Origin of the sequence: Sulfuricurvum sp., assembly GCF_049277495.1 — a bacterium.
Classification (GTDB): domain Bacteria; phylum Campylobacterota; class Campylobacteria; order Campylobacterales; family Sulfurimonadaceae; genus Sulfuricurvum.
Genome location: NZ_JBASYM010000017.1, coordinates 23003 through 43808, shown reverse-complemented (window position 1 = coordinate 43808; position 20806 = coordinate 23003). Strand labels below are relative to the sequence as shown.

Annotated in this window: 15 protein-coding genes and 1 pseudogene; 10 read left to right on the top strand and 6 right to left on the bottom strand. The window is 44.5% G+C overall.

Annotated elements, in window-relative coordinates:
• Both WAO38_RS04445 and WAO38_RS04440 read left to right on the top strand, forming a co-directional pair.
• Positions 1–294: pseudogene (locus WAO38_RS04445) on the top strand (class I SAM-dependent methyltransferase); the annotation flags it as partial.
• 12 nt (positions 295–306) lie between these two features.
• On the top strand, positions 307–1566 hold the full coding sequence (locus WAO38_RS04440; protein WP_422234735.1) for an OprD family outer membrane porin: 1260 nt from the start codon (positions 307–309) through the stop codon (positions 1564–1566).
• A gap of 15 nt (positions 1567–1581) precedes the next feature.
• Here the strand turns inward: WAO38_RS04440 and WAO38_RS04435 are convergent, their stop codons facing one another.
• From WAO38_RS04435 to WAO38_RS04420, 4 genes are all read right to left on the bottom strand, one after another.
• The gene (locus WAO38_RS04435) at positions 1582–2361 is read right to left on the bottom strand and encodes a hypothetical protein (RefSeq protein ID WP_422234733.1); all 780 of its coding nucleotides are present in this window, start codon (positions 2359–2361) and stop codon (positions 1582–1584) included.
• A 53-nt stretch (positions 2362–2414) separates the two neighbouring features.
• The gene (locus tag WAO38_RS04430) at positions 2415–3683 is read right to left on the bottom strand and encodes an ArsS family sensor histidine kinase (RefSeq protein ID WP_422234731.1); all 1269 of its coding nucleotides are present in this window, start codon (positions 3681–3683) and stop codon (positions 2415–2417) included.
• Positions 3670–4338 carry a response regulator transcription factor gene (locus tag WAO38_RS04425; RefSeq protein ID WP_422234729.1) on the bottom strand — a complete coding sequence of 223 codons (669 nt, stop codon included), beginning with the start codon at positions 4336–4338 and terminating at the stop codon, positions 3670–3672. Before WAO38_RS04425 ends, WAO38_RS04430 begins: the two co-directional genes overlap by 14 nt.
• A 62-nt stretch (positions 4339–4400) precedes the next feature.
• Positions 4401–5072: an EF-hand domain-containing protein gene (locus WAO38_RS04420; RefSeq protein ID WP_422234727.1), complete on the bottom strand. Its 672-nt coding sequence runs from the start codon at positions 5070–5072 to the stop codon at positions 4401–4403.
• Positions 5073–5215: 143 nt separating this feature from the next.
• On the opposite strand from WAO38_RS04420, the gene WAO38_RS04415 reads away from it, so the two are divergent.
• A complete protein-coding gene (locus WAO38_RS04415) occupies positions 5216–6130 on the top strand; it encodes a cation diffusion facilitator family transporter (protein WP_422234725.1) in 915 nt (304 codons plus the stop codon).
• A gap of 70 nt (positions 6131–6200) precedes the next feature.
• A complete protein-coding gene (locus WAO38_RS04410; RefSeq protein ID WP_422234723.1) occupies positions 6201–7460 on the top strand; it encodes a diguanylate cyclase in 1260 nt (419 codons plus the stop codon).
• Here the strand turns inward: WAO38_RS04410 and lolA are convergent.
• Entirely contained in the window at positions 7457–7975 is a 519-nt protein-coding gene (lolA, locus tag WAO38_RS04405; RefSeq protein WP_422234721.1) for a LolA-like outer membrane lipoprotein chaperone, read from the bottom strand. The two genes, WAO38_RS04410 and lolA, sit on opposite strands and share 4 nt — an antisense overlap.
• Positions 7976–8093: 118 nt before the next feature.
• Here lolA and secA point away from each other — a divergent pair, with 118 nt between their 5' ends.
• The 4 genes from secA (at position 8094) to WAO38_RS04385 (ending at position 14242) form a co-directional block, all read left to right on the top strand.
• A complete protein-coding gene (gene secA, locus WAO38_RS04400; RefSeq protein ID WP_422234719.1) occupies positions 8094–10661 on the top strand; it encodes a preprotein translocase subunit SecA in 2568 nt (855 codons plus the stop codon).
• Positions 10658–11854 carry an ABC transporter permease gene (locus tag WAO38_RS04395; RefSeq protein ID WP_422234717.1) on the top strand — a complete coding sequence of 399 codons (1197 nt, stop codon included), beginning with the start codon at positions 10658–10660 and terminating at the stop codon, positions 11852–11854. Before secA ends, WAO38_RS04395 begins: the two co-directional genes overlap by 4 nt.
• Positions 11855–11930: 76 nt before the next feature.
• A complete protein-coding gene (locus WAO38_RS04390) occupies positions 11931–13295 on the top strand; it encodes a TIGR00341 family protein (protein WP_422234715.1) in 1365 nt (454 codons plus the stop codon).
• Between the two features lie 26 nt (positions 13296–13321).
• Positions 13322–14242: a mechanosensitive ion channel family protein gene (locus WAO38_RS04385; protein WP_422234713.1), complete on the top strand. Its 921-nt coding sequence runs from the start codon at positions 13322–13324 to the stop codon at positions 14240–14242.
• A gap of 13 nt (positions 14243–14255) precedes the next feature.
• Here WAO38_RS04385 and WAO38_RS04380 read toward each other — a convergent pair whose 3' ends face one another.
• A complete protein-coding gene (locus WAO38_RS04380) occupies positions 14256–17438 on the bottom strand; it encodes an AsmA-like C-terminal domain-containing protein (RefSeq protein ID WP_422234712.1) in 3183 nt (1060 codons plus the stop codon).
• Between WAO38_RS04380 and mltG the strand changes: the two genes are divergently transcribed.
• Positions 17437–18312 carry an endolytic transglycosylase MltG gene (mltG, locus tag WAO38_RS04375; protein ID WP_422234710.1) on the top strand — a complete coding sequence of 292 codons (876 nt, stop codon included), beginning with the start codon at positions 17437–17439 and terminating at the stop codon, positions 18310–18312. The genes WAO38_RS04380 and mltG overlap by 2 nt on opposite strands.
• 100 nt (positions 18313–18412) lie before the next feature.
• Positions 18413–20608, top strand: coding sequence for an NADP-dependent isocitrate dehydrogenase (locus WAO38_RS04370; RefSeq protein ID WP_422234708.1), 2196 nt, complete (start codon positions 18413–18415; stop codon positions 20606–20608).
• Positions 20609–20806 lie beyond the last annotated feature (198 nt).

The following is a 20806-nucleotide window of genomic DNA, read 5'->3' as shown; positions in this document are numbered from 1 at the left end:
GTATGGCATGACCGTGCGGTATTTCATTTCTTGCAAAAAGAGGAAGAACAGCATGCCTATATGGAGACGCTGCAGCGATTACTCTCTTCCACGGGACACGCCATAATCGGTACGTTTGCGGTAGACGGTCCCGACAGCTGCAGCGCATTGCCGGTGAAACAATACAATAAAGAACGGATGGAAAAGGTCATTCAGGGACGTTTTGAACTGATCGATCTAACGGATGAGACCCACATTACCCCAAGCGGCAGTGAGCAAAAGTATTGCTATTTTGTGCTGCGGCCGACAAAATAAAGAAGGAGACCCATGTCGCGACAACAATACGACCGATCCCTCCTTTTTGCCGGGCTGCTGATGTTTTCTACCGCGTGCAGTGCAGATAATTTTGAAGATATTTTTACGGAGGGGAAAGTGAGCGGTCAGCTCCGAGCCTTCTGGTATGACGGTCAACGCGATCTTCGCATCGACCGTACGGCGCTGACACTCGGCGGGATTCTTTCCTATCAAACGGCACCGATATCGGGACTTAACGCCGGAGTATCGTTTTTTTCGAGCAACGGCGTAACGTCGCTGAGCGATATGCCCGAATCGGGGCAGACCCATAATCTCAATCTCGACGGAAGTTCCATCAATACCCTCGGCGAAGCCTACCTGCAGTACAAAGCAGGGGATACATCGATCAAAGTCGGGCGGCAGCGTCTCGATCTTCCTTTGGCAAATGACTATTACAACCGTATGCTTCCCAACAGCTTCGAAGCACTCTCACTTGAGAATCGCTCTATGAAAAATATGGTTTTCAAAGCCGCTTATATCACGGGGTGGAAGTACAAAGCTGATGACACTTTCCTTTCTCCGACCTATACGCTCGGAATCGACCGCGATATCGCCGTTATCGGAGCGATCTACACTCCTGCGCCTTCGCTCAAATTTGAACTTTACGACACCTATGTACGCGATGTGATGAATGCACCGTATCTGCAGTTTATCGACAATGCGATCTGGAAATCTTCTGAGGGGACAACCCTCTCGGGTGCCGTGCAATATCTGCGAGAAAACAGTATCGGACTTCACGCGGCAGGTGAGATGGATACCTATTTGCTGGGAGTCAGGGGAACTTTATCTCAAGGGGCATGGAGTCTGAGCGCTCTGTATACGCAGATCGGGGATCAAAGCCTGATGGGTACCGGCGGACGCTATGAGAAAATGGGGTGGGGCGGGTTTATCACCTATACCGATCTGCAGATTGACGGGGAGAGCGAAAACGCCGGTGCGGAGGCCTATGGAGCTATCCTTGCCTATCGCCCGGTAGCTGCTTTCGAGATTGCCGCAAAATATGTGAAAATCAATCAAGACGATGCACGCCAGTCGAACCCTGCATCGCTCACTCTCAATCCCCGTCCCGATTCGGATGAATACAACATCGATGCGACCTATCAGCCGCGCAAAGAGTTTAGGTTGCGGACAAGACTCGCACGGATCGATTACGATAGCGGCAGTACCGAGCTGTATAAAGCCAAAGCGTACGATGAGACGAATGTCCGCATCATCGCCGATTATCTGTTTTAGCCGACTTTCATGAGCTTAATAACGGTATTTTAACCCGATGGACAAGGTTTCATTCTTTGTCTCGCTGTCGGGTTCATAATAGGTGTTGATAACGTTCGAAGCACCGATATTCCAATATTCGTAGTTATATGTCATAAAAGTACTCCATGAACGGTCGAGGGCAAATTCGAGAGGTACCGTGATTTTGTACCCGTGTACATCCTTGAGATCGAACGTATACCCGTGCCAATTTTCATACATTTGTGCATTAAACGCTTTTCGGTAATTGGCATCAGCACCGAGGGTGACCGCAGGCGACAGCGCAAAATGCAATCCGATCCCGATATCGTAATACCCCCAGTCATACACTTCACCGTATCCGGATACGCCGGGTGTACTTCGGATATCTCTTACCCATTCGCGGTATCCCAACCCAATTTTGATCGGCATTTTGACACTGCCTGTACGATCCAGAAATGCCGTCGTCTTATATCCGGCACTCATATCGACGATACGATTGTCGGTAGTCGTTCGATGCGACCCGTAAGTCGGAGAGAGGTTTGTCCCTCCGATATAATCGGTCGTCCCTTTCGCATAGCTGGTTTGCAGATACAGCCCTATATTCGTAGGCTCAATAGCGAGCGTAAAACCGCTTATGTCACCAAAATCATTGGTTTCGGTATCTATTAAACCCGACGCATCGGTTTCGGCATAATCAAACCGTGTCGTGTCGGCACTCACAGACCATGAATAGGAATCGGCATGTCCGCAGGCAGCTATTAAGAGGGAAATGGGAATTAGCAGTAATTTATTCATGTTTGAATCCTTTTATGGATGAATCGATAGAGATAGGATATAACATATAGACTTTAAACAATAATTTTAAAACAGTTTAACCCTGCACTGTAGCGGTATTGGAGTGTAAACCCGTGTTTTTGAAGTATGGCGTTCGTAATGTAGAGTCCCAAACCTAATCCGTTCATGGAGCTTTCATACATACGGTTAAAAGGTTTGGTAAAGGTCCGGTTTTCGTCCGGCAAGGGGTCGCCTAAACTGCATATTTCAATACTGTGGCTTAAAATCAAAAGGGTGGGCTTGGTATGAGAATATTTAAAGGCATTGTCGAGAAGGTTTTTCAGTGCGATCGCAAAGAGTGCAAAATCGACCTTGATCATCAAAGCCGATTCTTCACCTTTGATCGTCAGCGTATCTTTATCGCATAACAAAATATCGCAGGTGTGGTCGAGCAGATCGACGAAACGGTATTCTTGCAGATTTAAAGGCCATTCACCGCTGCTAAACTGCTCCATTTTCGAAAATTCTTCCAGTAGGTAATCCATTCGATCAAAGATGCGTTTTAGACGTTCCTGATCTGCTGAGGGGGCGATACAGTCGGTGGTCAGGGAACCTTTCATGATGGGTGTTTTCAGTTCATGCAGTATATTCCGTAAAAAGAGTGAGCGTGCCTCTTTTAACGATGCTATTTTTTGGAGTACACGGTTGAATTCATGGGTGATTTGAGAAATTTCATCTTTACCGGTAATCGTGACACCTAGTTGAACATCGCCCTCTTTAAAGTTCATAATGGCGTTTTTGAGATCTCGCAGCGGAAGAAGTTTTTGGAGGATATAGCCAAAAAAAAGCAAAAGTAAAAAATCAATCGCAACAAATACGATCCAAATCGGCCACAGAGATTGCGGGTGAAGGTCTTCTAAGACCATGTTGGTGAAAAATTCAGGCGGAGGCGGTTGAAGAGGCATCGGGGGTGCAAAGCGGTCCAAAAACGGCGGATGGAGCTCATTTGGAAACCTTGGCGGAGGAGTTTTGACGAAATAAATCCTGTTTTGGTATCGGATCACTTTGCCAAAAGGAAATTCGGAGAGGTTTTTCCCTTTCGATCGGAGCAGTTCGGGGGAGAGTGACGAAGGGCGAATCATCAATTCTTTCAGTTCCATTTTAAAATTGCCGTCAGGATGATGAAACAGGCGGTCGGCCAGTGCAAAACGGCGCATCCGATCCCCTTCCTGCTCTTTGGTAAAATGCTGATTCGCTATCCAGAACAATCCGTTGATCAGCGCAAATATCAGTAAAAAAAAGAGGGCGATGATTCTCAGCAGAGAGTGATTATTGATTGACAAATTTATATCCTATGCCTCTGACAGAAATGATGTAACGGGGGTTTTTAGGATCATCCCCTATTTTTTGCCGAATCCGTCCCATAATCACATCGATACTTTTGAGACTGCTTTCATATTTGATCGAGCCGATATTCATGAGAAGTTCTTCGCGTGATATGGCAATGCGCTCTTTCTTGATCATATAGGAGACGATGTCGTGTTCAGCCGGGGTCAACCGCAAAACGGTTCCGTAACGGCTGATTTCGTGACGTTCTTCATCCACGGCGAATACGGAGGATTTTTTTACCAGCGAAGGGTGGATCCGGCGCATGATCGCATCGATGCGAAAAATCAATTCTTGCGGATCGTAGGGTTTCGGAAGATAGTCATCAGCCCCGCGGGAAAACCCCATCATCTTATCGTGAATATCGGAACGTGCGGAGGATATGATAATCGGGATACTGCTCTCCTGACGGATCAGGCGGCAGATTTCCATTCCGTCCATTTGCGGCAAAGAGAGATCCAGCACAAGCAGATCAAAAGTCTGTGTTTGAAAAAGGCTTAGCCCCTCCAGCGGTGTGGACGCTACACTAACATAAATATCATCTTTAAAGAGCCGTATTTTCAGCAGCTGCGCCAGTTCAACATCATCTTCAATCATTAATACGTTAATCATAAGCCGATTATATCGATGGGCAAGTAAATAAAAAGTAACATGCTCCTAAGAGCATGCCCGGATTAGGCACTAATGCTTAAAAGCGATGTAGTATCCGTTGAAGTTGCATTATTGCCATAATAAGAGAGGATATTTTTGAGCATCATGTCACTCAGTTTTTGAGAAGAAGTATCGGATTGCGCCGTGGATGACGCAGTCGAAGAATCTGTTGTTGAGGATGTTCCGTTCTTAGCGGACGAATCTTTTTTTGAATCTCCTAATGCCGCCAATAATTCATCGATACTGACGGTACCGTCTTGGTTGGTATCCATAGCATCAATAATGTCACTGCTGCTCGTACTGGACGATGATTCGGAGGATGAATCACTTGGAGGCGGTGGAGGCATACCGCCCATCGCTTGTCCCTGCGGCGGTTCAGGCGGTGTCATGTTTTTGAGTGCAGTCATAAATTCATCCGTACTCAAACTGCCGTCACTATTGGAATCCAGTGTGTTGAACGTATCGTTTTCTGATGAGCTGTTGCTTGTTGTGCTGCTGCTTGAGTTTGATGCAAGTGCTTGCGCTGCGGCACTGAATTCGGCTGAATCAATGGTACCGCTGCTGTCGCTGTCCATTGAACTCAGTAACTGTTTAGCCATATCTTCAAAGTTGGGCTTATCCGCTTGTTTTGACGAAGAGACCCCTGAAGAGCTGTAAGACGAATATATACTGCCGGTGCTAGAACTAACAGTCATGATATACTCCTTGTCGGGTGTAGCAAGAAAAATTTCTTACTCGAGTGTAAGAATAGTTTTTATTCAGTAATTAATAAGTAACATCCAAGCCGTTTAAAGTTATTTACGATAAAGTTTCTCAATTTCAATTAGGGCAGACACCTATGGACCACCATCACCATCATCATCACGACAGTGATATAAGCGGAGGGAAACTCCTTTTTTCCGTTGTACTCAACCTTGTTATAACCCTTGCACAGTTTATCGGAGGGATATTATCCGGCTCTTTGGCTCTACTGAGCGATGCGCTTCATAATTTTAGCGATGTCATGAGTCTGGTGATCAGCTATTACGCCCACCGTTTATCGCACCGTCCCCAAAATATTCGCCAGACATTCGGTTTTAAACGTGCCGAGATCCTTGCAGCGCTGTTCAATGCCTCGGTTCTGATTGCGGTATCGATCTATCTGATCATCGAGTCTGTTCACCGTTTTTTAGCACCTCAGGCTGTAGACTCGATATGGGTTATGGCACTGGCAGGTTTGGGGATTGCCGTTAACGGACTTTCTGCATGGCTTTTGCACCGCGATGCGGGTCATAATCTGAACATTCGTTCTGCCTATCTGCATTTGATGGGCGATTTGATGACGTCGTTTGCCGTATTGGCGGGCGGAGCGATGATCTATCTGTACGGATGGTACTGGATTGATCCGCTTTTATCTTTGCTGATCTCATTTTACTTGATCCGTTCATCGTATGGGATCGTTCGTGAATCGGGCGGTATGCTGATGCAGTTCTCGCCGGCTCATATTTCTGTCGATACGATTGTTGAAAAAGTAGCGGAGTTTAAAAGTATCGAGAGCATCCACCATATCCATTTGTGGCAGCTGGACGATGAGACTGTTTTTCTAGAGGCACGGCTCAACTTTTGTGATGATTTGACCCTCAGCGCATCCAATGTAATCTTGCATGATCTCAGTCATGCGCTGGAAGCCATCGGGATCAACCATACGACGTTTCAGTGTGAAGTCGGTAAAGACGGACAGGAACGGGTACTGGAACGGTGCGAACACCATTAAAGGGTATTCTCATCCGTTTTGAGTTATAAAACGAAGAAGGTATCTTTGTATTCATCATGAAAGAATATTAATGAAAAAATTTTTCAAATGGTTTATCAAACCTGAATCTTCCGTTTATCGCTTATATGCTCTGATTGCGCTGCTTATTTTTTTGGGTGTGTCTGCCCGCAATATCATGGAATACCGTTCAATCATAAAAGAGATTGATCATACCGCATACAGTGAGGCCGAATTGCTTCACGAATATTTTTTATCGATCAATGAAGTCTACAATACCCAATACTTAAACAGCGGCGTTGAAATCAATGATAAGACGATCGGATTTCTCCCTTCTCATGCCGCTCCGCAAATCAGTGATGTATTTGTCAATAAGACATCGCACAAAATTATTCTTCGTAATGTATCAGATCAGGTTCGCAATATCAAGAATACTCCGACACGCTATGAACGCGAAGCCATCACATACTTTAAACAGAACCCTCAGAAAAAAATATTGACACGAAATTTAAATCATGGCGGGAAAAACTTCTTTTTCTATGCCGCTCCTATTAAAATTGAGGCCCATTGTCTGATGTGTCACGGCAAGCGCGAGGATGCACCCCCGTATATTCGAGATCGCTACGACTCCGGCTACGACTATAAACTCGGCGATGTCCGAGGAATCTTAAGTATTATCATGGATAAGGGAAGCTTTCAAGAAGATGCTCAGCAGCAATACAAAGACCGTTTTATCTATTCGGTGGTGATTGCCGCTGCCGTAGTAGCCCTGATTTTTTTGATTGTGTGGCGGACCAAAAGGACCGAAAAAGATCTTTTGGAGAAACTGAAAAAGATGTCGTTTTCCGATCCGTTAACGAGTTTGTATAATCGCCGTAAAATGATCGAATATATGACAGAATCGCATTATATTCTGGAACGATACAAAGAACCGTATTCCCTGATTATGATTGATATTGACCATTTCAAATTGATTAATGATCAATACGGACATGATATAGGGGACGCAGTGCTTAAAAAAATATCTAGTCTCCTACAGAAAAATGTACGTCATACCGATCATGTTGCCCGATGGGGAGGAGAAGAGTTTATAATCCTATGTCCAAAAACAAATTGGGAGAATGCAGCTAGACTGGCAGAAGATTTACGTCAGCTGATTGAAGCGTCTCGTGTTGAAATGGTTGAAAGATGCACGGCAAGTTTCGGAGTCGCACAGGCCAGTGAAAATGATTCGGTAGAGATTTTGATCAAACGGGCGGACGAAGCCCTGTATAAAGCTAAGACATCAGGCCGGAACCGTGTATACGTATCCGATTTGAATGCAATACGCTAACGATCTTTGATTACATCAAAATCATTTGGGATCACCGGTTTGAACCGGCTTGGTTCAATCGGCTTGTTCTGCAGGGGAGTCGTAAAGAGGATCGTGACTTTGTTATCAAATCCGTCTGCGTAGCTGATAGAGGTAAGTAATTCATTTTTGAAGATGATCGTATAGTCCTGTCCTTTGACCGATGCGCTGTAGCGCTCGTTGTCAAGGCGTTTGGCTTTTTGTACGATTTGCAAAAAATCGATCTCGCTGTCGAGGTTACGGAGCGTTACCTGCTCGATCGCGGGTTCGATAACGGTTACTTTTTGGGCATTGATATAGACACTTTTTTGAATCGGCTTTTGATAGAGCCAAAGAGCATTTTGAGGTTTTGCCGCCCAAAGTTCACCGTTGTAAACAATTTTCTTGCCGTTATCGTCGATAATGGTCTGGGTAAATTTGCTGTTAAATGAGGTGATCTCTTTCGGTGAAGCATAAAGAGAGAGGGATAGTAAGAAAATGAGGTGTAAAAAACGCACATAAAATCCTTGAATAGTGTTAGTATGACATTGTATCCTATGCGCATTAACCAAAACAATAGATTTCGTATGCTAAAATCAGCGACTTTTTCAATACTGTTCATAATGAAGGTTTTTAATGCTCCAATCGCTTGTCGGAAAAATTTTCGGTACCAAAAACGATCGAGAAGTCAAAAAATATCGTAAAAATATCGTGGCTATCAATGCCCTTGAATCTTATTACAGCGCAATGGGCGATGATGATCTTAAAATCGCATTCCAATCGCTCAAAGAATCGGTCCTAAGCGGTGCCAAGACACTCGATGATGTTCTGATTGATTCTTTTGCAATCACACGGGAAGCAAGTAAACGCGTTTTGGGTATGCGTCACTTTGATGTTCAGCTCATCGGGGGAATGGTTCTCCATGAGGGTCGAATCGCCGAGATGAAAACAGGGGAGGGGAAAACCCTCGTGGCAACCTTGCCGGTAGTGCTCAATGCGATGCTTGGACATGGTGTCCATGTCGTTACGGTCAATGATTACCTTGCCGAGCGTGACGGAATGCAAATGTCGGAGCTCTACGCCTATCTGGGATATACCACGGGGATCTTGGTAGAGAGCGGTTACAATCCTGCCTCCAAGCGTGAACAATACGGATGCGACATCACCTACGGTACCAATAACGAGTTTGGATTTGATTACCTCCGCGATAATATGACCTATTCAAAAGAGCACATGGTTCAGCGCGGGCATGCCTATGTCATCGTCGATGAAGTCGACTCCATCCTCATCGATGAAGCGCGTACCCCTCTGATCATCTCCGGACCGACCAACCGAACGCTGGAAAACTATACCCGTGCCGATGCGGTAGCCAAAGCCCTGGTGATTGAAGAGCATTTTACGGTCGATGAAAAAGACCGTCTTATCCTTATCACCGAAGAAGGGATCGGACGTGCCGAGGAGCTTTTCGGAGTCGATAATCTCTACAGTATCGAAAACTCGGCACTTTCCCACCACCTTGACCAAGCGCTAAAAGCAAACTATATTTTTGAAATCGATGTCGACTACGTTATCCAAGACGGCCAAATCGTTATCGTCGATGAGTTTACAGGCCGCCTCTCAGAGGGCCGCCGTTACTCAGAGGGTCTTCATCAGGCATTGGAAGCAAAAGAGGGCGTTATTATCAAAGAAGAGACGCAAACGCTTGCTGATATCACCTACCAAAACTATTTTCGCATGTATTCTAAAATCGGCGGTATGACCGGTACGGCCCAGACGGAAGCGACAGAATTCGCCCAAATCTACAATCTCGACGTTATTTCTATTCCGACCAATGTTCCCGTGATCCGACGCGATTTGAATGATCTTATCTATAAGACGGAAGAGGAAAAATTTGCGGCTGTTATTGCAAAAGTCAAAGAGTTGCACGCAGTAGGTCAGCCGATCTTGATCGGTACCGCATCGATTGAAAAATCTGAAAAACTGCATCTGTTGATCAAAGCCGAGAAATTGCCGCATACGGTTTTGAACGCTAAAAACCATACACAAGAATCAGAGATCATTAAAAATGCCGGTGTTAAGGGGGCGATCACCATTGCAACCAACATGGCAGGCCGCGGTGTTGACATCAAAGTAAGTGATGAGATCAAAGCCCTCGGCGGTCTCTATATTCTCGGAACCGAGCGGCATGAAAACCGCCGTATCGACAACCAGCTCCGCGGACGTGCAGGACGCCAGGGCGATCCGGGGACGACTCAGTTTTATCTCTCTTTGGAAGACAGCCTTTTACGTATATTCGGCTCAGACAAGATCAAATCGATTATGGAACGTTTAGGGGTAGAAGACGGCGAATACATCGAATCGGCGATGGTCACGCGTGCGGTTGAAAAAGCGCAGAAAAAAGTTGAAAATATGCACTTTGAAGGGCGTAAACATATCGTTGAATACGATGATGTTGCCAATGAACAGCGTAAAATCGTTTATCGTTTCCGCGGAGAGCTTCTCGACCCGGAATATCAGATTGACGATAAAATCGATCTGATCCGCAGCCAGTATGTTGACCGTACTTTGGCCTTTTGCGGTATCTTTGACGGTATCCCTGAAGAAGAGATTGATCTTGACCGCCTTATATTGACCCTCAAAGAGGAAATGAATGCCGATATCTATCCTGATCTTTTCAGCGAAAAAAGATTTGAAACGATTCGCGATACATTGTTACCGGCACTCAAAGCCCAATATGATGAAAAAATGTCGGTTGTGGACGAAAAACTCCGAAGCGAAATCGAGCGTGAGATTTATCTCAAAACACTCGATACGGCTTGGCGCGAACATTTGTATCAAATGGACAGCATGAAAACAGGGATCCGTTTGCGTGCATACAACCAAAAAGATCCGTTGGTAGAGTATAAAAAAGAGAGTTATAACCTCTTTAGCGAGCTGGTGGAAACTATTAAATACGATACGATCAAAACACTTCATGTTATCCGCTTTAAAGTGGAGAACGCCGAAGAAGAGGCTGAAGCATTTGCCCGTCAGCTTGAAATAGAGAAAAAACAAGAAGCGTTTCAGATGAGCTTGAACCATCAAGAGCACGAAGCGGAAGATAAAAAGGTCTCCCGTAATGACGAATGTCCTTGCGGAAGCGGACTCAAATACAAAAACTGCTGCGGCAAATCAGGACCTAAAAAAGGGGTATTTGCCTCTTGAATATCGTCTCTTATCTCGTCAAACGGTTTTTACGCTTTGACAAAGAGCAGCCTTTTATCTTCCTCTCCGCACTCCTCGCATTCTCTGGAATTGCGCTGGGTGTAATGGTCCTTATCATCGCAATGGCCTTGATGAACGGATTTGACAACGAGTTCAAAAAAAAGCTCACCGTCATGAACTACCCTCTTACGATCCAGCCTAAATTTTACGGTACCTGCGACACTGCTTTGCTCGAAGATCTCCGTAAAAAATTCCCCGATCTGTCGTTTAGCCCCTATGTAACCTCTGCGGTACTCTCCCGCGGCGGAGATCAGATGGAGGGGGGATATCTGTTCGGTGTCGATTTTGCCCAAGAAGCCAAAGTCAACCGGATCGTGGCCGAAGGGATGAAAAGCGGAGTCCCAAGCCGATTTGAAGTGATGGTGGGGAAATCGCTTAAAGAAGCATTTCTCCTGAGTCCGGGAGACAAGCTCACCTATATTTTTACCCAGATGGAGCCGGGCGGATTGGCGCTCACCCCTAAGATCAAACGTTTTGCCTTGGTCTCCACTTTTGACTCGGGACTCAGTGCCTACGACAAAGGTTTTTCCTATACTTCGCTGGAATCGTTGCAGCGTATATTGGGCATTCCGGAAAATCTTTATGACGGTATCCATATCCATTCTCTCAATCCGGAGGCGGATATTTCCCGTGTTGCAGCTGTTTTGCCCGATACCGTATCGATACGCGGCTGGTGGGAAGACAACGGCAACTTTTTTGCCGCACTCAAAATGGAGAAGATGTCCCTGTTTATTGTTCTCATGCTGATTATCCTCATTGCGGCGATTAATATCATCTCCTCGCTGTTAATGACCGTCATGAACCGCCGAAGCGAGATAGCACTCTTGATTTCTCTGGGAGCCTCTAAGCAAGAAGTGAAAAAGATCTTCTTAATCCTCGGAATCGTTATCGGTGTTTTGGGGATTACGACTGGGGCTGTATTAGGCTTTTTGGGGATGTGGATACTCGGAACTTTTGATATTATTTCCCTCCCCGCTGACGTTTACCCGACTTCAACCTTACCCCTTGATTTAAGTGTCATCGATTTTTTCTCGATTATCATCGGAGCGTTTGTCATCGTTTTGCTCTCCGCCTGGTATCCGGCTAAAAAAGCTTCGGAAGTCGATGTTTTGACCGTCCTTAGAAACGAGTGATTATCGTTTAGTCTTTGCCATTACGCTTTTATTTGTTGTATCATGTCAATATAACCCTAAAAGGAACGCAAACCTTATGACAGAACTTCAAGAACACCGCTTTTGGCTGAATGCAAAAGAGATACTGCGTGATCGACTGAGTCTGACGGAAGACAAAGCAGATGATGATGTAATCGATGAACGTATTCGCGGCGATATTCATATGAAGGGGGCTAATCTCTGGATTTTGATGTTTGCCATCCTTGTCGCTTCCGTCGGTTTGAATGTCAACTCAACCGCAGTCATTATCGGTGCAATGTTGATTTCACCTTTGATGGGCCCGATCATGGGGATCGGCTACGGCGCAGGGATTAACGATTTTTCATTGATCAACCGGGCGTTTAAAAATTTGGCGATTGCAACGCTTATCGGATTGCTGACGTCTACCCTTTATTTCTTGATCTCCCCTCTGGATACGGCTCAGTCTGAATTGCTGGCACGTACAACGCCGACGGCTTGGGATGTGTTGATCGGACTTTTCGGGGGTCTTGCCGGTATCGTAGGGGTAACGCGTAAAGAAAAAAGCAATGTCATTCCAGGTGTTGCGATTGCGACCGCATTGATGCCTCCATTGTGTACTGCGGGCTTTGGTTTGGCAACAGGGCATTGGAGTTATTTCTTCGGTGCTTTTTACCTCTATACGATCAATTTTGTTTTCATTGCCCTTTCGGCTTTTATAATTGTACGAGCATTTAATGTAACCGAGAAAAAATATGTTGACCCTGATCTCGCAAAACGGGCACAGCGCTATATTGTGGCTATAGCCATTATCACGATGCTTCCGAGCTCTTATCTGGCGTATCAACTGGTGGGAGAAGAAGTTTTCAAGGGAAAAGTAACCGCATTTGTCAACGATCAGCTTAACTTTCCCAATACCAACGTAGCACAAGTTAAAATCGATGCAAAAACCCATAAAATCAAAGTTTTTTTAATCGGTGACCACGTACCGCAGAGTGAACTTGACAATATTGCTTCACGAATGGCGAATGCCGGATTGGATAAGGCTCTGTTGAAAGTGTATCAAAACGGAGAACGCGATGATGTCGATATCTCGACATTGAAAACGGATATTGTTGCCGATTTGTATCAAAATTCTCAAGAAAGACTTGATATTAAAGAAAAAGAGATTGCAAATTTAAAAAATAAACTCCGATTGATGAATAATAATATTGATTATTTTAGTTCGGTCCCCGATGAACTCCAAACACTTTTTCCTAAAGTTAAACGCAGTATCCTTTCTCAAAGCTATGATCCCAAAGCAGCTGATCAGAATTTAAGTACGACGCAGCTTATTCTGAATCTCGATGTTAAAGGGCGATTGAGTAAAAAAGAGCAGGAACAGATCAAAGAATGGCTGAAAAAACGGACTAAAAATAATAATGTTGAGCTCTTTTATGATTAGAACGATATAGGCTTTAAAGGGAAATTATGGGTGATTTTTTTAATTTGAACGCGTATTTCTCGCTGGGAACAGGAATCGCTCCTGTCGTCTCAAAATTTTTAATCATTGTGGTCATTTTTGTATCCATGATATGGCTGCTTTCAAAATTGAAGTCACAGATTAACCGTACGGTTCTTGAGAGTGCAACGCGGTATAAAATGCGTAAAGCGGTTACCTTTATACTCTATATGATTTTCATCATTATCGTTATAGCAACCTTTAAACAGGACATGAGCGGATTTGCCGTAGCCATTGGTGTGATCGGCGGGGGTATTGCTTTTGCATTGCAGGAAGTCATTATCAGCATCGCGGGATGGCTGGCCATTACTTTTTCTTCTTTTTACCGTGTCGGGGATCGAATTAAGATCGGATCGATTTACGGGGATGTTATTGATATCGGCATTTTACGTACAACCTTAATGGAATGCGGCTCGTGGGTAAATAGTGATTTGTATAATGGTCGGATTGTACGTGTAACCAACAGTTTTATTTTTAAAGACCCTGTCTATAATTATTCGGGTGAATTCCCTTTTTTATGGGATGAAATTACGGTTCCGATACGATATGGCAGTTCTGTTGAGTTGACGCGTCAAACACTTCAATCGATTGCTGTTGAAATCGTAGGGGATTTTACGGAATCGGTTACGCAAAGCTGGGCCGATCTTGCAAAACTTTATGCCATTGAAGATGCTAAAGTAGAACCGATGGTGACGCTAGCCGCAACCGATAACTGGATCGAGTTTACCCTTCGTTATGTCGTTGATTTTAAGAAACGTCGTTCCACCCGTGATCGGATATTTACCCGTTTTTTAGAAGAGATGGAAAAAAGCGGAGGGAAGATTCAGATGGGATCATCGACATCCGAAATCGTGGCACTTCCGAAGATGCAAATAGAAATCAATCCTTAAAAATCTTATTGTGCTATTGTTTTTTCTTCGTATCATCCGGAATCATCCATAAAAATGGATAGACGAGCGTCCGTTTCAGGATATTGAACGGTGCAGTCACGATTTCCTGGGCGATAGCGGTTTCTACTTTAGGATCATCGAGTTTACCGCTGAGGGTAACGGTTGTCGAGATCGAACCGTCATTTCCAAATAGGATATACCCGACCAACGGCACTTTGCCCAATGCCGATCCCAGATCCGTTTTCAGGGTAAGCGCGCCGTTTAGGGTCTCTTTTTTCATATCGGCACGTCCTTCACCGCGTATTTTGATTTCCGGTGATTCGAGGGTAAAATTATCGACATTGAGTATACCCTTGTCATAGGTAAAGTGGGCATACCCTTCTTTGACGGGGAGCCCTTTCGTATTGTAGTTCGGAAGCGAAAAAGTTGCTAAGGAGGGGACGGTATTGACGAATGCCAGGACATTGTTTAGCAGCTTATAGTCTTTAAGAATCGTGTTTTCAACCCGCATGATGCCATCAAATACATCCGCTTCCCCTTTCGCTTCAAACGAAAACTTTCCACCGCTGAAATCACTCAAAGCAAAGAGATGTTCCATGAACTTATCATTAAATCCGCTGCCGTTAATATAAAACAGGCCGCTTCGTATTTTGAGAGCAGCATTGCCGCCCATATGGCTTAGGGATGCGTCCAAATCATTATCGACCAGCGAAGCCTCCATTTGATCCGCAACAATCTTACGGTTTTTCATGAGATAAAGATAGGTATTGGATGCATGGATTTTAATCGGAAATACACCGGTGTTTTCTGACGACGGTGCATCAGGGGAGGGCTGATGTGCCGACAAAAATTTGAATAATTGAGGTACATTGATACCGATATTTTTAGCATTGACCTCAATCTTATCATCTTTGCGATCGATGACAAGACGGTTATTCACCCGTATATTCGTATTGCCGTCTTGGTATGTACCTCTGAAATGATAACCGGATACGGCGACATCGTTGATCATCATCAAAGCATAAGGGTACTGCAGCGTTCCGTTAAAAGTATAACGGGAATTATCTGGTGTATAGAAGAGATTCAGTGTTCCCTTATTGATGTCATATCGGCGCAAGAAAGGGGAATGCTTGGACAACAAAGAGATATCGTCCAATACGATTTTCCATCCGTCCGGTATAGTCGAAAAGTGCGCTTTTAATGCCTTGGCATCTAAAACTATTTCTTTTCCGGAAGCATCGACATTCAGAAGCAGTGATTCCTGTGCATCGACCAGAGGTGAAATTTTAGGACTCAGGGGAACCATGTTGGCGAGTCGAATCGAACCTTTAAAGGTATCAAGAGAAAAATGGCCCGTAAATTTTCCTTTGAGCAAATCACCAAGGAGTATTTCGATATTTTCAAAGCTGACATCATCACGCTGCATGACGGCATTAAAAGGTGAAATAAGCACCGGAAGCTGATGAACGCTCCATGCCGAAGCGTCAGAGCTTTGAAGTGTTGAACGGTTGTCATCGTAATGCAAATCGACGTTAAAAGGGGCGTTATGGAGCTGCACTTCACCTAATTTGAAATCATCTAGCTGAATGTTCATATCGGTTTGCTGTTTTGCTCCGCTGAAAACTCCATTGATTTTTCCATGGATCGTGTCCGAAAGGTTGAAAGGAACCGATTTTAGCGTACAGGAAGCATTGTGATAATCAAAAGGGGCACGGAATGCTTCAATCCGAAGTTTTTCGCCCAGCACGTTCCATACAGAAGGCATCACGCTCAGTGTATCTCCCTGGGGGGCAATAATATAAGCGATACGAAGTGTCTCTTTGGGGGCGAGCTGTAAATATTTTTTCTCTGCTATCGGGGAAAGGACAAAGGCATCGATAGAGACAATCCCATGTCCTGAGGAAGCATCATATTCTCCCCGGACACGGGCATGCGCTTTATCAATACCATAGTGAGCGGTGAAATTGTCAAAACTGACGCGTGCATTGGAGAGGGTAACAACTCCGCCTTCCGAGCGCAGAGGGATTTTATCGAGGGAAAGTTCGGAGGGAGAAGGGCGGAAAGTCCCCTGTGCAGTTGTATCCAAGCTGTGAAGATTGACCGATAAGTCTAGATTGACATCGGTTGTTCCGAGCGTTTGTTTGATCGGTATATTGATGTTATAAAAACGTAAAAGTGCCAAGATCGGATCATTGAGCATGGCATGGGCTGTCTGAATATGGATGTCAAGCATCGTATTCGGTGTTGTAAAATCAATCGCAAGCCGGCTCTGCTCCGTACGAAGGGAATAAAACACTCCCTCAACGGGGGTAATATGGAGTTTTCCCTTTAAAAACAAAAGTTCTACCCGCGGAGCTGATATGGGTTCAAACCCTTGGGCAAAAGTATAGCGGGCATCAACAACCGTTGCTTCGGCTAAGAGAGTCTCTAGCAATTCTTCCGGCTTGTCGTAATGAAACTTTCCTTCCAATCGGTGCAAAGAGAGATACGAAGCCTGCGCGTAGTCATTGATCCACGGCTGGACATCCGGATCCACCCCGAAAAATTCAACGATAGGCTTTACCGATGTTATGTTTTGATCGCTGTGGACAATAAAACTGAGTGTGTCCGTATCACCGTATGCTTTAAGACGCAAAGCAGGGGTGTCCGGAAGATTCATCACGACCGATGCCGATAAACGTTCTTCTTTCAGTTGAATCGTCATATTGACACTGAAAAGAGCTTTCTTCATCCTGCAATCAGGCAAGTTTAGGTGAAATAGATTCTCATTAAGAGTAAAAGATCCGTCACACGAATCATTTCCGTCTTGGATTCTTATGCGTCCGGGTTCGTTTCTATGGTAGTGCAATGACGCAGTGACAGATTGATATTGGATAGTATCAATATCAATCTGCTTGGTCCAACGCTCGATTTGACGCACAAACGGAGGAAGCTTGCCCAGAGGTTTTAACGTTAGCGGAAGATTATCGGTTTTCAGCGCGCTAATATCAATTTTTGAAGCTTTGATAAGGAGTGAATCTTCCCATTTGAGATATAATTTCTCGATTATCAGACCTTTAAATGTCAAATGATCGATCTTAATACCTTCCAATAAAGCGACAAACGTGAAAAAGACAAATAAAAAAGTAAAAAACAGACCTAAAAGGATATATCTATGGGTTTTGGGGATAATATTGGCAATAACTGTCTCTTTCATGACCTACCTGTTCTCTACTATTACATCACCAAAAATTGTTTATATACCACAAGGTTCCGTCTTTAAAAGTATAGCACACCTCCAAGCCGAGGGGGTCAACGTCCATATGTTGGATGCTTTTATTTTACGCATGATCGGTCATCCCCAGAAAGGTTGGATCGATATTAAAGAAGAAAATGTCAGCCGTATCGTCTACCTCTATAGACTCACAACGGCAAAAGCGGCAACACGGCAGATTACCTTGATTCCCGGAGAGACGACCGTCGTCTTTTTACGTCAGCTGAGCGAGGAACTTTCTCTCGATTTCAATCTCCTGCAGAAAGCCTATATGTTGCATGCACCTTATAAAGAGGGGAGTTTTGTTCCGGAGACCTACAGCATTCCCAATGATATCAGTGAAGAAAAACTGATCATTCATCTTTTGACCCAATCCGAAAAGAAAATGAAACAGTGGGCGGATGAGTACAACCAACCTTTTGAGAAGGAAAAATGGTTACAAATTGTAACAAAAGCATCGGTTATTCAAAAAGAGGCTGCTTCGGTCTCTGATATGCCGCTTGTGAGCTCAGTTATCGATAATCGGATAAAAGAGGGGATGAGATTGCAAATGGACGGAACGCTTAATTACGGTGAATACTCTCATCAGAAAGTTACTGCCTATCGTATCAGAACTGACACAACCCCCTATAATACGTATAGAAACAAGGGTTTGCCTTTATATCCTGTTTGTAATGTATCCAAAGAGGCAATCCATGCCGCGCTCTATCCCAGCCACACAAATTACCTCTACTTCGTACGGGGGAAAAATGGAGAGCATATTTACACAAGTTACTTTTCTACACACCGTAAAAACATAGTAAATGCTACAAAATGAAACATATTGGCAACTTTTTCTCTCCAAAGGGGGGGCAAATAGAAAAAATCCCTCGGTAAGTGTTATCATGCTCAAATAAATAAAATGACAGGAGAACCTGATGTCAAAAATCATTTGGTCAGTAATTGATGAAGCTCCGGCACTAGCGACATACTCGCTACTTCCAATCGTAAATGCATTCACACAAGCAGCAGGTGTTGAAGTTGTAACAAGTGATATTTCACTTGCAGGTCGCGTTATCGCAACTTTCCCGGAAAGAATGACAGACGCACAGCGCATTCCGGATAATCTTGCAGAACTGGGTGTAATCGCTACTCAACCTGATGGCAATATCATTAAACTTCCGAATATTTCAGCTTCTGTTCCACAGTTAAAAGCATGTATTGAAGAACTCCAAAGTCAAGGTTACGATCTTCCTAACTACCCTGAAGAGCCAAAAACAGACGAAGAAAAAGAAATTTTTGCCCGTTATGCAACGTGCTTGGGTTCAGCGGTTAATCCTGTCCTCCGTGAAGGTAACTCTGACCGTCGTGCTGCGGTTGCGGTTAAAAACTTTGCTAAAAAGAACCCGCATAAACTCCGTGCATGGGATGAAGGGTCAAAAACTCGCGTTGCACATATGAGTAACGGCGATTTTTATGCGAACGAGCAGTCAATCATCAAAAACGGTGACGGTAAAGTAACGATCGCACTAAACGGCAAAACACTAAAAGAGATCGATGCAAAAGATAAAGAAGTTCTTGATGCAACATTTATGAGTGCAAAAGCACTTCGTGCATTCTTGGCAGATTCTATTGCAGAAGCAAAAGAGAAAAACATTCTTTGGTCGATTCACCTCAAAGCGACGATGATGAAAGTCTCTGACCCGATCATGTTCGGTCACGCGGTTACTGTATTCTTCAAAGACGTATTTGATAAATATGCGGCGGATTTCAAAGAGATCGGTGTCAACCCGAATCTTGGTCTTGGCGATCTGTATAAAAAATTGGCTAAATTGCCGGCAGATAAAAAAGCGGAAATCGAAGCGGCTATCATGGCGGTTTATCCTACCCAGCCGGCGATGGCGATGGTTGATTCGGATAAAGGGATTACCAATCTTCATGCATCAAACGACGTGATCATCGATGCTTCACTTCCGGTTGTCGTACGTGACGGCGGTAAAATGTGGAATCCGGCCGGCAAAGTAGAACAATGTGTTGTTACGATTCCGGATCGCTGCTATGCAACAATGTATTCTGAGATCATTGAAGACTGCAAGAAAAACGGCCAGTTTGACGTAACGACGATGGGGTCTGTTTCGAATGTCGGTTTGATGGCGCAAAAAGCGGAAGAGTACGGTTCACACCCGACTACGTTTGAAATCGCAGAAGACGGTGTTGTAACGGTGAGTGATGACAGCGGCGTATTGATGACATTCAACGTAGAAAAAGGTGATATCTGGCGTATGTCTCGTGCAAAAGACATCCCGATCAAAGACTGGGTACGTCTTGCCGTTGAGCGTGCAGAGATCGAAAACGTTCCGGTTGTGTTTTGGTTGGACGAAAATCGTGCGCATGATGCCAACATCATCAAAAAAGTGAACGAATACTTGCCGGAATTTAATAAAGCCGGCGTAGAATATCATATCATGGCACCTGAAAAAGCTATGGCATTCTCATTGAAGCGTGTACGTGCAGGTCAAAATACGATTTCAGCAACCGGTAACGTTCTTCGTGACTATTTGACAGACTTGTTCCCGATCCTTGAGCTCGGAACATCGGCTAAAATGCTTTCTATCGTTCCATTGCTTGCGGGCGGCGGATTGTTCGAAACAGGTGCAGGCGGATCGGCTCCGAAACACGTTGAGCAATTTGTCAACGAAGGTCACCTTCGTTGGGATTCATTGGGTGAGTTCTTGGCATTGGCTGAGTCACTTCGCCACATCAACAAAACGAAGAAAGACAACAAGTTGACTGCTCTTACAGCGGCACTTGATGAAGCGAATGCAGCGTATTTGGACAACAACAAAGAGCCTTCACGCAAAGCGGGAGAGCCGGATAATAAAGCAAGCCATTTCTACCTTGCGCAATACTGGGCAAAAGCTTTGGCTGAGCAAACTGCAGATGCAGAACTCGCAGCGCGTTTTGCTCCGGTTGCTAAAGCTCTTAGCGACAATGAAGCAAAAATCATGGAAGAGCTTCTTTCGGTAGAAGGCAAACCGCAGGATATCGGCGGTTACTTTCACCCGGACAGCGCTAAAACTGAAAAAGCGATGCGCCCTAGCCAAACTTTGAATGCTATCATCGCTAGTATCTAAAGTAAACATTATCCGAGTTTATCTCGGATAAAACAATCGTTTTTTATCTGCAGAGTTTTTCTCTTTAGATAAAAGACGATAATCTCGTCTTTTACTTGCTTTCTTTAACAATATGCTTATGCGTGTTTTCACAGTGAAAATAATGATGAGTATATTAGGACAGAGAAGCATTGATGTTATGACACAAGGAGTACGAAA